The sequence below is a fragment of the Sphingorhabdus lacus genome (assembly GCF_009768975.1).
GTDB lineage: Bacteria > Pseudomonadota > Alphaproteobacteria > Sphingomonadales > Sphingomonadaceae > Sphingorhabdus_B > Sphingorhabdus_B lacus.
Window position 1 is genome coordinate 2,035,971 of sequence record NZ_CP035733.1, and the last position, 14,046, is coordinate 2,050,016.

Below are 14,046 nucleotides of genomic sequence, written 5' to 3' on the forward strand. Positions count from 1 at the left end.
AATGGCCAAGCTGACCAAGAAAGCAAAGTCGCTCGCACATCTCGATGCTGACAAGCTGTATGGCGTTGACGAAGCGCTGAAGACCATCAAGGAACTGGCAACTGCCAAGTTTGACGAAACCATCGAAGTTGCGTTGAACCTGGGCGTTGATCCTCGTCATGCCGACCAGATGGTCCGTGGCATGGTTTCGCTTCCTGCCGGTACCGGTAAGGAAATGAAGGTTGCCGTGTTCGCACGCGCCGACAAGGCCGCTGCTGCGACCGCTGCTGGTGCCGACAAGGTAGGTGCCGAAGACCTGATGGAAGACATGCTGGCCGGTAACCTCGATTATGACCGCGTTATCGCAACGCCGGACATGATGGGTATCGTTGGCCGTCTCGGTAAGACATTGGGTCCCAAGGGCCTGATGCCAAACCCGAAGCTGGGCACGGTTACCATGGACGTTGCCGAAGCAGTCAAGGCTGCCAAGGCTGGCCAGGTTGAGTTCCGCGTTGAAAAGCAGGGCATCATCCACAGCGGCATTGGCAAGAAGAGCTTCTCCGACGCCGATCTGCGCAAGAATTTCGACGCGCTGGTCGATGCGGTTATCAAGAGCAAGCCAAGCGGTTCCAAGGGCAAGTACCTTCGCAAGGTCGCGATCAGCTCGTCAATGGGCCCTGGCCTGAAGGTCAATCTGGCCGACGTTGCTGGCGCATAAGCCTGCACATTTAGATTAGAATAAGGGGCCGGAGGGAAACTTCCGGCCCTTTTTCATTGCCCGCTGTTCGCGGTGCTCCGCTTTGCGGCAAAACGCGGCCAGAGCAGGCTGAGCGCCAGACCGCCCATGACCAGCGCGGCAGCCAATAGCTTCCAGCTCTGCAAGGGTTCGCCAAGAAATAACGCCGAGGCCCCCATGCCGAACACAGGCACCAGCAGCGCCATCGGCGCCACCGTCGCCGTCGGATGCCGCGCGAGCAGCCATCCCCAGACGCCATAGCCGAACATCGTATTGCCCACCGCTTGCCACACCACAGCGGCCCAAGTCGTCACAGTCGCCTCCTGCGCACCGGCGATCAAGGCGGGTGCGCCTTCGAACAGCAGGGCGAGGAGGAGCAAGGGCGGGACCGCAAAGATGCTGGCCCAGACCACATAGGCGAGCATGTCGACCTTGCCCGCGGCCCGGGACACCATATTACCACTCGACCAGCAAAAGGCGGCGGTGACAACAAGGCCCAGCCCCAAGGGCGTGGCGCTGCCGTCCGAATGGGTCAGGATAACGGCGAGCCCGCTGGTCGCCAGCGCGAGCGCGGCCCATTGAAACCCGCGCACCCGCTCGCCGGTCAGGCGCATCGACAGGGCGATGGTGAAAAACACCTGGATCTGCACAACCAGTGAGGCGAGGCCCGGCGTAATGTCGCTTTTCATCGCCAGAAAAAGCAGCCCGAACTGCCCCGCGCCGATCAGCACGCCATAAGCGGCGAGGTTGCCCAGAGGCACTGACGGGCGCTTTAGAAAGAATGCGGCGGGTAGAAAGGCGCAGGCAAAGCGCAAGGTGGCGAGCCACAGGGGCGGCAGATGCGCCAGCGCCAATTTGATAACGACGAAATTCGTGCCCCATACCGCCATCACCGCCAGGGCGAGCAGCAGATGCAGGCGTGGCAGGGCGGAATTGTGCGGCATCCCAGCGCCCTAGCCGCTCCGTCCCGATTTGCGAACAGTTTAATCCAGCGGGACAATCTCGACGGGAAGGTCTTCGGCCTTGGCCCCACAATATTGTTCGGGCCAATGCGCAAAAGGACGCACCGATCCTTGGGTCCGCCACCGCTCGACACGGGCCAGATCCGCGTCGGCAACCACCCACGCCCCCTGCCCTTCGGTGCCGATCGCAACCACACCATCGTCGGGGCTGTCCCCGTCAGGGGGAACGAAAATCCCGGCTGCGCCAAAATTTTCATCGAGCGCGGGGGACCAGGGCGCCATGCCGACGGTCGGAGCCTGCACCACGAAAATCTGGTTCTCCAGCGCCCGTGCCTGCGCCCCGATCCGGACGCGGTAATAGCCCTGCAGACTGTCGGTGCAGGATGGACAAAGGACCACCTGCGCGCCGGCTATGGCTTGAGTGCGCGCTATCATCGGGAATTCAACATCATAGCAGGTCGAAATGCCCAGCATCCCCAGAGGCGTCCGGAACACACGCAGGCGGGTACCGCCCTTTATGTCCCAGGATTCCCGTTCAAAGCGCGTCATCATGATCTTGTCCTGATGCCCGCTTTGCCCGTCGGGTAGATAGAGTGTTGCCCGGTTGACGATCCGCCCGTCGTCCACCTCATGCGGCCGCGTCCCGCCAAGCAGCGTGAGGCCAAAGCGCCGTGCCAGATCGGCATAATGGGCATCGATCTGCGGTCCGAGCGCAACCACAGCCCGCAGGGACGCATGCAGGTCGCTCGCCGTCGCGCTATTGATCGCGGCCAGTTCCATCGCCGCATATTCCGGAAACACCAAAAGCTGCGCACCCTGCCCCGCCGCATCGGCCACCCATTGCGCCACTTTGGTCTGCCAAGCGGCAAAGCTGTCGGGCTGCCCGATGGTATATTGGGCGGCGGCGATGCGGACCGGCGCGGTCACAGGTTGCGCATCCAAAATTGCATCTGGTGCGCGCTTTCAGACGTATCACCCACATCCTGCCATTCGAGCGTTCCGGTCAAACCGGGCACCGGCGCATAGCCGCGGGCGCGCCAGAAGGGATGCAGATCGCGGGGGCTAGCGGGCCGCATCGGATGATCGTCGGGACGGATCACCGCACAAAAAGCCGTCTGAACCGCCCCTGCCGCCCGGGCAGCAGCTTCGCGGGCGTCGAAAAAGCGATGGCCGATGCCCTGCCCCTGATAGGCGGGCAGCAAGACCGACTCCCCGAAATAGAAGATGCGCGCGATATCCAGCCCTTGGCGCCTCAACGGTTCCTGAAACTCGGGCTTTTGTCCCGCCATCGGGGATGCCGTCGCCGCACCGACAATCGCGTCGCCATCCTGTGCCACAACCAACGCCGAGCCGGGTTCGCGGATGAATTCAGCGAGATATTCCGCCTCATAGTCCGCCGTCCCGTCATAGAGATACGGCCAGCCCCGAAAGATACGGATACGCAGATCGGACAACGCCGGAATGGCGGCATGCCGCTCCTCTGCATCCGTCAACGTGCGGACGACGACGGTCATGAAACCTGGGCGATCCAGTCGGCAAGGTTATAATAGACCGAAACACGCGCAATCTTTCCGTCGCGGATTTCGAAGAAGCCGCCAGCAGGTAGAGTATAGCTTTGGCCGTGCGCCGCCGGGAAACCTTCGTCGGCAACCTTGTAGATGCCGTGCACCATGAATTCGGCGGCCGCACGTGCGCCGTCCGGGCTGGTCATGATGACGATATCCTTCAGCTGCTCGCTATAGGCATGGTCCATCCGGCCCAGAAAGGCGCGAAATGCATCCTTGCCGCTTTCGCGATCGCCCTGATTGATGTCATGGGCAACATCATCGGTAAGGCAGGCCAAAATGCCTTCAATGTCCATGGCATTGAACGCGGTATAATAGCGTTCGATCAGGGCCATAGAGGTTTCACGGACATCTGGCATATCTGCTCCTATCTTGCCTTGGCTGTTCAACGTGACCGGATTAGGTCAGCGCGACAAAGCTTGTCCAGTAAGATAAATTGTCCAAAGCCGCACGAGATTTCGGGATTCGCACGGCCGGAAACAGCGCGGAATTCCCCAACGGCCTTGACTCTGCCCCTGATCCTGCTAGTGGCGGCGACGTTCGGCAAGGCGACGGCCTTTCCGGACAACCGTCCGAGACAGTTGGTGATGGGAATTTGCCCATCTTAATGTCCAGCCTAGACGGGGATAGAGATTTCAGGTTTGGCCCTTGTGCCTGCCTTCGCCAATTGCTCCCGACGTTCATTGTCGCGAGTTCGGCATGAAACTTCCCCACGGACTAAGCTACGGGTCACGCATCTGCGTGGTTCGAATTTCGTGTTGGGTTTGTCCGGCTCGCCGGAAAGACCCGAAAAAGGAGTAATGCATGAACCGTTCTGAAAAGACCGAAACAGTTGCATCGCTGAACGCCACTTTTAACGAAGCGGCGGTTGTTGTCGTTACCCGGAACCTCGGGTTGACGGTTGCACAATCGACCGACCTTCGTTTGAAGATGCGGGATGCCGGCGCAAGCTACAAGGTCGCCAAGAACCGTCTTGCCAAGATCGCCCTTGAGGGAACGCAATATGGTGCGGTAGCAGAATTGCTCACCGGACCTACGGCGCTCGCCACATCGTCGGACCCGGTCGCCGCTGCAAAGATTGCGGTCGAGTTCGCCAAGACCAATGACAAACTTGAAATTGTCGGCGGTGCGATGGGTGACACCTTCCTCGATGTAAACGGTGTGAAGGCGTTGGCTTCGATGCCCTCGCTCGACGAACTGCGCGCTACCATTGTCGGCCTGGTACAGGCACCGGCAACGAAGATCGCCCAGCTCTCGACCGCACCTGCTGCGAAACTGGCACGGGTATTTGGTGCCTATGCTGCGACAGAAGCAGCTTAATTTTTTTTGGATTAACCGGCTGCGTCCATCCGGACGGGCCCTACAGATAGACTAGAAAATCGGAGTGTTATTTTTATGGCTGATATTGAAAAGCTCGTTGAGCAGCTCTCGTCGCTGACCGTTCTTGAAGCGGCTGACCTTGCAAAGGCTTTGGAAGAAAAGTGGGGCGTTAGCGCCGCTGCTGCAGTTGCTGTTGCAGCACCTGCTGCTGGTGCCGCTGCACCGGCTGCTGAAGAGCAGACCGAATTTGACGTAATCCTGACCGGCGACGGCGGCAACAAGATCGCCGTCATCAAGGAAGTCCGCGCCATCACCGCGCTGGGTCTGACCGAAGCCAAGGCTCTTGTTGAGTCGGCTCCGAAGGCCATCAAGGAAGGCGTTAACAAGGCTGAAGCCGAAGAAATCAAGGCGAAGATCACCGCTGCTGGTGGTACTGTCGAACTGAAGTAATTCGGTTTTCCTTCGGGAATATGAAATAGGGCGGCCTAGCGATAGGCCGCCCTTTTCGTTTGCGGATCAAACTCGATCAGGAAACGAGTGCTGGCTTCCGCGGTTCGATATCGCTTTGGTGACGCGCCCGACCGGTGAAGCGGTCATGATTGGCGAACAGCGGATCGGTAATCGGCGGTTCCACCGCGTTACGGGGCGCAAAGAGCGGATCGGTAATCGGTCCGGCGACAAATGGTGTCGAGAACAGCGGATCAGTGACCGGAATATCCGATCTTCCTTGTATCGGCATGCGTGGCGCGATCGCCTGTGGTGCTGGTGTACGGTCGAACTGCTTAAAGACGCTTGCTTCCCGAATGGGTTGCGGTGCCACAAAAGCAGGCGCGGCATCGACCGGTGTAACGCGGTCTACATCCGCCGGCTTACGGCGGCGGCGTGCGAAAAACGCTGCACCTATACCAAGCGCTGCCAATGCCGCAGCCATGCCACCGATCAAGGTCACATCTTCGCCCGTCGTGGCGTCTTGCTCGGCGACACTGTCATCTGCAAAAGCTACCGTATCGGGTGTCTGCTCCGTTGATGCTGCTGACGCAATGGGGTCGGTCAGCGGCGGTGTAGCCACCGGCGTTTGCGTCACATCATTGTCCGCGATGACGGGTGCGGGTGCCACCGCATTAGTGGTCCGGACCGGTGCGTCATTGCGCACTCTGGCAGGTGCAGCAACTGCGGGTTTCGGGGTCGGCTTCACCACCTTTTCCTGGGCTGCCTGCTCCGCTGCAGCGGGGTTCACCACATCATTTTCTGTCGGCATGGTGCGGACCACTGGTGGAGGCGCAAAGGTTGCTTCCGCCGCCGGTGTGGGGGCGGGTGCCGCAGGCGCGGCGGCGTCCTGCGCCCAGACGAGGGACGAACCGCTCATCAGCGCTGCGACGACTGCCGTTTTCCCGGCTAGGGCGAGCTTATGTTGGTGTGTCATTTCAATCTCCTGTCGTTGGGACAGGGGGAAAACGGTTCATCGCAAAATTCGGGCATTGATGATGGGGTGCATCGTGCCGCCACAACGGCGAGTTGAGGATCATAGGCCCGGGTTCATCTGGGGTTCACGCCCCGGGCGGGTTTTTGCCGCAATCGGACGATCAATAAAAAGAGACGCAGCCAACTGAGCGGCTGCGCCTTGTTCCTTTCTTGTCGGTGCTCAGCTTAAAAAGAGAGCCGTTAAACCTATCAGCGCCGCGATCAGGAGAATTCGGGGCGGGATCGAAATTTTGAACGCGAGTTGCATTAATTCTCTCCTTCTTCAAAACCCAGCAGGTCGCCGGGTTGGCATTCCAGAACCTTGCAAATCGATTCGAGCGTGGAAAAACGGATTGCCTTGGCTTTTCCCGTCTTCAGGATCGAGAGGTTTGCGAGTGTAATATCGACCCGTTCGGCCAATTCGGTCAGCGTCATGCGCTTGGCGTAGAGTAGGTCGTCCAGTTTAACGGTGACAGGCATCAGACCGTACCCTCCAATTCTTCACGCATTTCTGCGCCGCGTTCAAAGATTCCCGCCAGGATGAATACCAGAAGGATCGCCAATATGCCGTTGAGCGACATGTCCCAGCCGGTATCGGATTCACCGAACATATCGGCCGCCTTTCCGGCAGCAATGGCGAGCGGGACGCCCACGATCTGCAATCCGACCATCAGCCAGCCAATAGCTTTCAACCGGATGGCGTTGGCGCGGACGAAGGGATTACCTTCTTCAACACTTGCTATGATCGCGAGCAATTTGCGCATCATGGTCCAGAGCAGACCCAGTGTCAGTATGCCCAATGCGAACACCGACAGCAGATGCGGAAGCAGGGTTGTCGGATCAAGGTTAGGATGGGCCGTATTCAATTCGGCCATCGCCTCGGTCCAGTAGAAAGGCAAGACGACGCACACCAATGCGAGCACGGAACCGGCAAATGCCACCAACCCCATGATCAGGTACACGAGCAATCTTGTAACCCGCAAAATGCGGTTATCAGCAATTTCAGTCATATCGATCTCCAATGTTGTGCTTATTGTTTTTCAATAAGACTTGCATTGATTCGCGTCAATAGTTTTATTGTTTTACGATAATACCCCGAAAAGCTGCGCTTTTCCTTTGAAACTTTCAGATGTTCAAGGCACTCCTTGCCCATGACAGACAATGCCGACCTCGCAGCCCTGATTCGGACGATCCCCGATTATCCAAAGCCGGGGATATTGTTTCGCGATGTTTCCACATTGCTGCTGGATGGCCCGGGTTTTCGCGCGACGATCGACCGGCTGGCGGCGTTGGTGGCACCGGACACCGAGCTGATCGCAGGGATAGAGGCGCGCGGCTTTGTCGTTGCTGCGGGGCTTTCCTATGCGCTTGGTCTCGGCAAATTGATGCTGCGCAAGCCAGGCAAGTTGCCGGGCGAGAAAATCGGTGCGGACTATGCCCTGGAATATGGCACCGACCGCATCGAAATGCATGTCGGCCATGTCCGGCCGGGCCAGAAAGTGCTGCTCGTTGACGATCTGATCGCGACAGGTGGAACCGCATCGGCCGGTGTCGAGCTTATCCGTCAAGGTGGCGGCAAGGTCGAGCAGGCGTTGTTCATTGTCGACCTTCCCGATTTGGGCGGCGCAACCCGCCTGCGCAATCAGGGTATCGAGGTGAAATGCCTGATAGATTTTGAAGGCGATTGAACGAAATTACCGTCGAACCAAAAAACAGTCCATTTTGGACTTAATCGGATTCTGCGTAATTTGTCAGCGGTGACGCAAAAGAGTAAAATCCATGTGCGAATTTAGCTCGACTCGGATGGCCAACCCCCGAACCCAACCGGCGATCCGTATCTGACCCTCAACCCTTTACAGGGTTTGGGGGTCATTTTTTTGGGGGTGTACCGCATGTCTTGATGGCAGCGGGTTCAGGGCGCGGACCCGACAGGGTAAACCGCGCGATATATCCGCCAAGCTTCAGCTCCTCGCTAAAACCCGTCAAACGGTAGCCGACCGCTGCAAATTCGCAGAACAGCAGTTTGGGCGGAATGCCGTGCTGATCGGTTGCACGGTCGCGGTCCACGACGATGACCTCCCCTCCCTTGGCAAGGGCGGGGCGGAGGCGCCAGAGGAACGCGTAAGGTTCGTCAACCTCATGGTACATATGCACCATGAAAATACGGTCGAAGCTTTTTTCCGGCAGGCGCGGATCGTCGATTGCGCCTTCCTTGATCGCCACATTGTCCAGTTGTTCGCGCGTCACACGCTCGCCGAGCCGATCCAGTGCGCCGCGATTGATATCCTGCGCCAGAACCCGTCCCTTGGGTCCAACCCGTTCGGCGAGGCGGATGGTATAATAGCCTTCCCCTGCCCCGATGTCGGCCACCGTGGTCCCGAGTTTGATACCGGCCCAGTCCATGACAAATTTGGCTTCACCAGCCTCGTCGCGGGCAGCTTCTGTCGAGAATTGCGTATCCCCGGCCTCGGATACCGGGCGATACGGGCTTGGGAATTCCAGCGATGTGGCGGGACGATTGCTCGCCTCTTCCACCGGTTTGCACGCCATGACGCCGGCACCAAGCGAGGCCAGTAAAAAGACAGCGTGCGTACGGCGACCGAAAGCGCTGCTCGTCACCTTAAACTCCGCTCGTTTCCAGATTCGCCACAGCAGCGGGCGCTTGCTTGTCGAAATCCGCGAAAGCTGGCGCTACCCACTCCGGCAATGGCATGGGCCGGTGCGTTTCCAGATCGACATAGACGCTGACCAGATCCACGGTCGCCCGCAGGTCATCCGCGCCATCGTCGCGCGCGCCGTGAATTTCCACAATCTGGGTCATGCTCGTCCGGCCGGTCGCAATGGTGCGGGCCATGACGTCGATCAGTTCGTCCGGCAGGATCGGCGCGAACCAGGTTACCGTTGCCTTTTTGACATGGAATTCGAGCGGCTCGCCCCCCGCCATTTCCCGAAACTTGGCTTCGCGCCAATATTCGGTGATCGCGACATCGGCATAATCCAGATAGCGGGCGTTGAAGACGACGCCTTGCGCGTCGGTCTCTGACCAACGCACGCGGAAGCGGTGGCTGAAGGCAAAATCGCTGCGTGCCATATTAGATTGCTTTCGACTGGCTGGGTGTGTTGACGCCCATCGATTGCAGGTATCGCTTCACATTGCGGGCTGCCTGCCGCAACCGGTGCTCATTTTCGACCATGGCGATACGCACATAGCCTTCGCCATCCTCCCCATAGCCAACGCCCGGTGCAACAGCGACCTTGGCATGGGTCAGCATTTGCTTCGAAAATTCGAGGCTGCCAAGATGTGCGAGCGCGGGCGGCAATGGGGCCCATGCGAACATCGATGCGCGGGGCGGCGGAATGTCCCAGCCTGCACGCCCGAATGCCTCGACCAATATGTCGCGGCGCTTATGGTAAAGTTGCCGGTTCTGCTCGACAATGTCCTGCGGTCCGTTGAGCGCAGCACAAGCAGCGGCCTGTATCGGGGTGAAGGCACCATAGTCCAGGTAGCTTTTGACCCGCGTCATCGCAGCAATCAACTGCCGGTTGCCCACGGCAAAACCAACCCGCCAACCGGCCATGGAATAAGTTTTGGACAAAGAGGTAAATTCCACCGCGACATCTTTACCGCCCTTCACCTGCAAGATGGAGGGCGTGGGGTTGCCGTCAAAATAGAGTTCGGAATAGGCAAGGTCGGACAGGATCCAGACCTTATTCTCTTTCGCCCATGCGACCAGCCGCTCGTAAAATGCCAGATCGACGGTCTCGGCCGTCGGGTTTGACGGATAGTTCACGACAAGAATAGACGGGCGCGGCACGGTGAAGGCCATGGCCCGCTCCAGAGACCGGAAGTAATTCTCATCGGGCGTTGTTGGCACCGACCGGATTGTCGCGCCCGCGATGATGAAGCCGAATGTGTGAATGGGATAGCTGGGGTTCGGGGCGAGCACAACGTCACCCGGCGCCGTGATGGCGGTCGCAAGGCTTGCCAAACCTTCTTTCGAGCCCATGGTCACGACGACTTCATGTTCGGGATCGACATCGACACCGAAACGGCGGCCATAATAATTGGCCTGCGCCTTACGCAAGCCCGGGATACCTTTGGACGCGGAATAGCCGTGTGCATCGGGCTTCTGCGCCACTTCGCACAGTTTTTCGATCACATGGGGCGGCGGCGGCAGATCGGGATTGCCCATGCCAAGGTCGATAATGTCCTCACCCGCCGCACGGGCGGCCGCGCGCATCGCATTGACTTCGGCGATGACATAAGGCGGCAAACGCTTAATGCGGTAGAATTCTTCGGACATGGGCTCCCGTTTCCGGTTTGAGGTTTCAAGTCCGACCTTCATGGTCGAACTTTCCGCCCATTTCCAGAAAAACTATACCGATTAACGCGGACGGTTGCCCTTCGCCTTGTGCTTGACCCCATGTTTCGACGGTGCAGGACCGTCTTTGCGGAACGGACGAGCGCCGTCGCGCGGGGGCGGGCCGCCGCGTGGGCCATCGCCGCGCGGACGATCGCCACGCGGTTTATCGCCAAAGGGACGGTCGCCGCGAGGCTTGTCACCGCGCGGATTGACGCCCAACTGGGCGCGTTGCGGACGGTCACCGTCACGGCCACGGCGCTTGTTTTCGCGCGCGGCTTCGCGGGGAGGGCCGCTGGCCTGCACGATCTCGACATCATTGTCTTCATCATGCCCCGGTTGCGCTATTGCCTTGGCAAATTTCGCAACGGCGGCGGCCGCGATCCCGACATGGGTTTCATTGGCAGCAATGCGGATCGCGCCAATGTCGTTCTTGGTCACACCGCCACGGCGGCACAGCAAAGGCAAAATCCATTTGGGATCGGCATTGTTGCGCCGACCAATGTTGAGCGTAAACCAGACCGAGTCATCAAAACCGGCGCGATGGTTGTCCCGCGGTTGTTCGCGGCTGCCGTCATCGAGCATATCGGCGGCTTGCGGCATACGGGCACGGTGCACGCGGACCAAAGCGGCGGCAATATCTTCCGCCGACATGGTTTCCAGCAGACGAGCACCCAGCGTCCGGTCTTCGTCCTCGACTTCGACCGGGGTCAGAAGCGTTTCCAGCAGGCGGTCATGATCCTTTGCCCGGATGTCGGCGGCGGTCGGAACCTTGATCCAGTCCGCCTCGATCTTCGCGCCGCGCAGCATCGATTCGACGCGCTTGCGGCGCTGATACGGCACGATCAGTACGGCGGTGCCTTTGCGTCCGGCGCGACCGGTGCGGCCTGAACGGTGTTGCAAACCTTCGGCATCGCGGGGCAGTTCGACATGGACCACCAATGACAGGTTGGGCAAATCGATACCGCGCGCGGCGACATCGGTTGCGACACATACGCGCGCACGACGGTCACGCAGCGCCTGAAGCGCCTGGTTCCGTTCGCTCTGGCTATGCTCACCTGAAAGCGCGACCACATTAAAACCACGCTCGGTCAGATTGGCGTGCAAATGGCGAACATTTTCGCGCGTCGCGCAAAACAGGATCGCCGTTTCCGCTTCGTGCAGGCGGAGCAGGTTGACCACAGCATTCTCGATGTCAGGCGGGGCAACCGTGACCACCTGATAGCTGATATCGCCATGTCCGCGATCTTCGCCGACAGTCGAAATGCGCAGGGCATCGCGCTGATAGCGCTTGGCCAGCGATACGATCGGCTTTGGCATCGTCGCCGAAAACAGCAGTGTCCGGCGGCCTTCCGGTGTGGCGTTCAATATTTCTTCAAGCTCTTCACGGAATCCCATGTCTAGCATTTCGTCGGCTTCATCCAGAACCGCGACCTTAAGTGCCGACAGGTCAAGCGCGCCACGTTCCAGATGGTCGCGCAACCGTCCCGGCGTCCCCACCACGATCTGTGCGCCTTGGCTCAGGTTGCGCCGTTCTTTCGAGGCATCCATGCCGCCAACACAGGTCGCAATGCGAACCCCGGCTTTTCCATAGAGCCACATCAGTTCGCGGCTAACCTGCAAGGCCAGCTCGCGCGTTGGCGCAATAATAAGTGCTGCAGGCTCACGGGCGAGGCTTACAATGCCGCCATCCAAGATCTGCGGCGCCATGGCGAGTCCGAAGGCAACGGTCTTTCCGGAGCCGGTCTGCGCCGAAACAACAAGGTCACGCCCTTCGGCTTCAGCCGCAATTACAGCGGTTTGCACAGGGGTCAGCGCGGTATAGCCACGCGCGGTAAGCGCTTCGTCGAGAAGCGGGGGAAGATTTTCAAATGTCATATGTGCCGCCCCTTGCGCCCTTTTTACGGTAATGTCCATGCTGCGCTGCACAATAAATCGACGCTTCGCCAAAAGACGATGTTGGGTTATGCAATCCAAATGGCCGATTCACCTTCCTTCCCCCCCTTCATAGACCCCGAACAATTCACCAAGATGATCGAGGGGACCGGCGCGGTTTCCACCGATCCCTTAGCGGCCTACCAGAAGGCTCTGGATGCCTGGGGTCAGGTGCTCGCACCGCTCGCAAAGGCGGGACGTGACAAGGTCGATCCAAAAGACAGACGTTTTTCGGGGCCGCAATGGGAACATCCCGTTTTCGATCTCGTGCGACAAAGCTATCAGGTGATGTCGGACTATATGCTGGGTGCCGCTGCGCAACTCGACAATATCCCGGAGGCAGAAAAAGCAAAAATCGGCTTTGCGATCCGCACCGTGGTCGAGGCGATGAGCCCGGCAAACTCGCCCTTTACCAATCCTGTCGCTCTGGAAAAGGCGGTCGAGACCAAGGGTGCGAGCCTGATGTCCGGCATGCAGCATTTGCTGCACGATATGCAGCGTGGCCAATTGACCCATACCGACCCCAATGCGTTTCGCCTTGGCGAGAATATTGCGGCGACACCGGGCAAAGTGGTCCATCAGACGCCGCTTTACCAATTGCTGCAATATGAACCCACGACCGAGAAGGTTCTTGAAACCCCGCTGATTATCTTTCCGCCATGGATCAACCGTTTCTACATTCTCGACCTGACCGCGGAAAAAAGCTTCATCAAATGGTGCGTCGATCAGGGCATCACGGTATTTGTCGTGTCGTGGAAGTCCGCCGACAGCACGATGAAGGACATCGTGTGGGACGACTATATTGCTGCACAGATTGACGCCATCGATACGGTGTGCGCCGGATTGAAAGTCGATGATGTGCACACCATCGGCTATTGTGTTGCGGGCACGACCTTGGCTGCAACGCTGGCCATCCTCGCGGCGAAGGGCGAAGCGGATAAGGTAAAGAGCGCGACTTTCTTCACCGCGCAGGTCGACTTCAGCCGCGGCGGCGAATTGCTCAACTTCATTGACGAACATCAACTCGCCATGGTCGAGGCCCTCGCCGCGCCGCAGGGTTATCTGGATGGCCGCTTTCTGGCGCTGACCTTCAATATGCTGCGCGGAAAAGACCTGATCTGGTCAACCGTCGTCAAAAACTATCTGCTCGGCGAAGAATATCCGGCATTCGACTTGCTGCACTGGAATGGGGACGTCACAAATCTTCCGGCCAAATGGCACCGCGAATATCTGTGCGACCTTTACCGCGATAACAAGCTTGTCGTCCCCGGTGCCTTGTCCGCCTTGGGAACGCCGATTGACCTGACCAAAGTCAAAACGCCGACCTATATTCAGGCCGGACGCGAAGATCATATTGCGCCGGTGGAAAGCGTCTGGAAATTGCAGGATCACTTTACCGGCCCGGTCAAGTTCCTGCTGGCGGGAAGCGGGCATATTGCAGGCGTCGTCAATCCGCCGGTGCAGCAAAAATATCAATATTGGACCAACGACGCGAAGGTTGGTTCGCTGGAAGAGTTTATCGCGGGCGCAACCGAGACCAAGGGCAGTTGGTGGCCCGACTGGTTGTCATGGCTACAGCATGGCAGCGATAAAATGGTAGCCGTCAAAGGCGCGCGCGTGCCCGGTGAAGGCACGCTGAAGGCGCTGGAATCTGCGCCGGGCAGTTATGTGAAGGCGCGCTGAGGGCGTCGGAGGCGTTGGGGACAGTCCTTGGAGGGACAGTCCCC

General features: G+C 59.1%; 16 protein-coding genes. 5 read left to right on the forward strand and 11 right to left on the reverse strand.

What is annotated here, in order from left to right; translation table 11 throughout:
• Window position 1 precedes the first annotated feature (1 nt).
• Complete coding sequence (gene rplA / locus EUU25_RS09560; RefSeq protein ID WP_158900449.1) at window positions 2–697, forward strand: 50S ribosomal protein L1; 696 nt, start codon at window positions 2–4, stop codon at window positions 695–697.
• Between the two features lie 53 nt (window positions 698–750).
• Here rplA and EUU25_RS09565 read toward each other — a convergent pair whose 3' ends face one another.
• From EUU25_RS09565 to EUU25_RS09580, 4 genes are read right to left on the reverse strand one after another with little or no spacing between them, the layout of a single operon-like run.
• Window positions 751–1,659, reverse strand: coding sequence for an EamA family transporter (locus EUU25_RS09565; protein ID WP_158900451.1), 909 nt, complete (start codon window positions 1,657–1,659; stop codon window positions 751–753).
• A 39-nt stretch (window positions 1,660–1,698) separates the two neighbouring features.
• Window positions 1,699–2,604, reverse strand: coding sequence for a carbon-nitrogen hydrolase family protein (locus tag EUU25_RS09570; protein WP_158900453.1), 906 nt, complete (start codon window positions 2,602–2,604; stop codon window positions 1,699–1,701).
• Window positions 2,601–3,191 carry a GNAT family N-acetyltransferase gene (locus EUU25_RS09575; protein WP_158900455.1) on the reverse strand — a complete coding sequence of 197 codons (591 nt, stop codon included), beginning with the start codon at window positions 3,189–3,191 and terminating at the stop codon, window positions 2,601–2,603. Before EUU25_RS09575 ends, EUU25_RS09570 begins: the two co-directional genes overlap by 4 nt.
• The gene (locus tag EUU25_RS09580) at window positions 3,188–3,601 is read right to left on the reverse strand and encodes a ketosteroid isomerase-related protein (protein ID WP_158900457.1); all 414 of its coding nucleotides are present in this window, start codon (window positions 3,599–3,601) and stop codon (window positions 3,188–3,190) included. The genes EUU25_RS09575 and EUU25_RS09580 overlap by 4 nt, the downstream gene beginning before the upstream one ends.
• A gap of 445 nt (window positions 3,602–4,046) precedes the next feature.
• Here EUU25_RS09580 and rplJ point away from each other — a divergent pair, with 445 nt between their 5' ends.
• Window positions 4,047–4,562 (forward strand): 50S ribosomal protein L10, encoded by a 516-nt coding sequence (rplJ, locus tag EUU25_RS09585; protein WP_158900459.1) that lies wholly within the window; start codon window positions 4,047–4,049, stop codon window positions 4,560–4,562.
• 75 nt (window positions 4,563–4,637) lie between these two features.
• Complete coding sequence (gene rplL, locus EUU25_RS09590; protein WP_158900461.1) at window positions 4,638–5,012, forward strand: 50S ribosomal protein L7/L12; 375 nt, start codon at window positions 4,638–4,640, stop codon at window positions 5,010–5,012.
• A gap of 76 nt (window positions 5,013–5,088) precedes the next feature.
• Here rplL and EUU25_RS09595 read toward each other — a convergent pair whose 3' ends face one another.
• The 3 genes from EUU25_RS09595 to EUU25_RS09605 all read right to left on the reverse strand — a co-directional run bounded on the left by EUU25_RS09595 (window position 5,089) and on the right by EUU25_RS09605 (window position 7,033).
• Entirely contained in the window at window positions 5,089–5,985 is an 897-nt protein-coding gene (locus tag EUU25_RS09595) for a hypothetical protein (protein ID WP_158900463.1), read from the reverse strand.
• 305 nt (window positions 5,986–6,290) lie between these two features.
• Window positions 6,291–6,503, reverse strand: coding sequence for a helix-turn-helix domain-containing protein (locus tag EUU25_RS09600; protein WP_158900465.1), 213 nt, complete (start codon window positions 6,501–6,503; stop codon window positions 6,291–6,293).
• Window positions 6,503–7,033 carry a DUF2975 domain-containing protein gene (locus EUU25_RS09605; RefSeq protein WP_158900467.1) on the reverse strand — a complete coding sequence of 177 codons (531 nt, stop codon included), beginning with the start codon at window positions 7,031–7,033 and terminating at the stop codon, window positions 6,503–6,505. The genes EUU25_RS09600 and EUU25_RS09605 overlap by 1 nt, the downstream gene beginning before the upstream one ends.
• 141 nt (window positions 7,034–7,174) lie before the next feature.
• Here EUU25_RS09605 and EUU25_RS09610 point away from each other — a divergent pair, with 141 nt between their 5' ends.
• Window positions 7,175–7,711, forward strand: a complete 537-nt coding sequence (locus EUU25_RS09610; RefSeq protein ID WP_158900469.1) for an adenine phosphoribosyltransferase — start codon at window positions 7,175–7,177, stop codon at window positions 7,709–7,711.
• Between the two features lie 181 nt (window positions 7,712–7,892).
• Here the strand turns inward: EUU25_RS09610 and EUU25_RS09615 are convergent, their stop codons facing one another.
• From EUU25_RS09615 to EUU25_RS09630, 4 genes are all read right to left on the reverse strand, one after another.
• The gene (locus EUU25_RS09615; protein ID WP_158903289.1) at window positions 7,893–8,573 is read right to left on the reverse strand and encodes a class I SAM-dependent methyltransferase; all 681 of its coding nucleotides are present in this window, start codon (window positions 8,571–8,573) and stop codon (window positions 7,893–7,895) included.
• Between the two features lie 70 nt (window positions 8,574–8,643).
• Window positions 8,644–9,114 (reverse strand): acyl-CoA thioesterase, encoded by a 471-nt coding sequence (locus EUU25_RS09620; protein WP_158900471.1) that lies wholly within the window; start codon window positions 9,112–9,114, stop codon window positions 8,644–8,646.
• A gap of 1 nt (window position 9,115) precedes the next feature.
• Entirely contained in the window at window positions 9,116–10,327 is a 1,212-nt protein-coding gene (locus EUU25_RS09625) for an LL-diaminopimelate aminotransferase (RefSeq protein WP_158900473.1), read from the reverse strand.
• 81 nt (window positions 10,328–10,408) lie between these two features.
• Window positions 10,409–12,262: a DEAD/DEAH box helicase gene (locus EUU25_RS09630; RefSeq protein ID WP_158900475.1), complete on the reverse strand. Its 1,854-nt coding sequence runs from the start codon at window positions 12,260–12,262 to the stop codon at window positions 10,409–10,411.
• Between EUU25_RS09630 and EUU25_RS09635 the strand changes: the two genes are divergently transcribed.
• The gene (locus tag EUU25_RS09635; RefSeq protein WP_187351263.1) at window positions 12,263–14,002 is read left to right on the forward strand and encodes a PHA/PHB synthase family protein; all 1,740 of its coding nucleotides are present in this window, start codon (window positions 12,263–12,265) and stop codon (window positions 14,000–14,002) included.
• Window positions 14,003–14,046 lie beyond the last annotated feature (44 nt).

Coding starts and splice junctions, on each gene's coding strand:
- EUU25_RS09635 (WP_187351263.1), top strand. CDS start 12,263: ATGTGCCGCCCCTTGCGCCCTTTTTACGGTAATGTCCATGCTGCGCTG.
- EUU25_RS09605 (WP_158900467.1), bottom strand. CDS start 7,033: ATGACTGAAATTGCTGATAACCGCATTTTGCGGGTTACAAGATTGCTC.
- rplA (WP_158900449.1), top strand. CDS start 2: ATGGCCAAGCTGACCAAGAAAGCAAAGTCGCTCGCACATCTCGATGCT.
- EUU25_RS09575 (WP_158900455.1), bottom strand. CDS start 3,191: ATGACCGTCGTCGTCCGCACGTTGACGGATGCAGAGGAGCGGCATGCC.
- rplJ (WP_158900459.1), top strand. CDS start 4,047: ATGAACCGTTCTGAAAAGACCGAAACAGTTGCATCGCTGAACGCCACT.
- EUU25_RS09615 (WP_158903289.1), bottom strand. CDS start 8,573: ATGGCGTGCAAACCGGTGGAAGAGGCGAGCAATCGTCCCGCCACATCG.
- EUU25_RS09580 (WP_158900457.1), bottom strand. CDS start 3,601: ATGCCAGATGTCCGTGAAACCTCTATGGCCCTGATCGAACGCTATTAT.
- rplL (WP_158900461.1), top strand. CDS start 4,638: ATGGCTGATATTGAAAAGCTCGTTGAGCAGCTCTCGTCGCTGACCGTT.
- EUU25_RS09600 (WP_158900465.1), bottom strand. CDS start 6,503: ATGCCTGTCACCGTTAAACTGGACGACCTACTCTACGCCAAGCGCATG.
- EUU25_RS09630 (WP_158900475.1), bottom strand. CDS start 12,262: ATGACATTTGAAAATCTTCCCCCGCTTCTCGACGAAGCGCTTACCGCG.
- EUU25_RS09565 (WP_158900451.1), bottom strand. CDS start 1,659: ATGCCGCACAATTCCGCCCTGCCACGCCTGCATCTGCTGCTCGCCCTG.
- EUU25_RS09620 (WP_158900471.1), bottom strand. CDS start 9,114: ATGGCACGCAGCGATTTTGCCTTCAGCCACCGCTTCCGCGTGCGTTGG.
- EUU25_RS09595 (WP_158900463.1), bottom strand. CDS start 5,985: ATGACACACCAACATAAGCTCGCCCTAGCCGGGAAAACGGCAGTCGTC.
- EUU25_RS09610 (WP_158900469.1), top strand. CDS start 7,175: ATGACAGACAATGCCGACCTCGCAGCCCTGATTCGGACGATCCCCGAT.
- EUU25_RS09625 (WP_158900473.1), bottom strand. CDS start 10,327: ATGTCCGAAGAATTCTACCGCATTAAGCGTTTGCCGCCTTATGTCATC.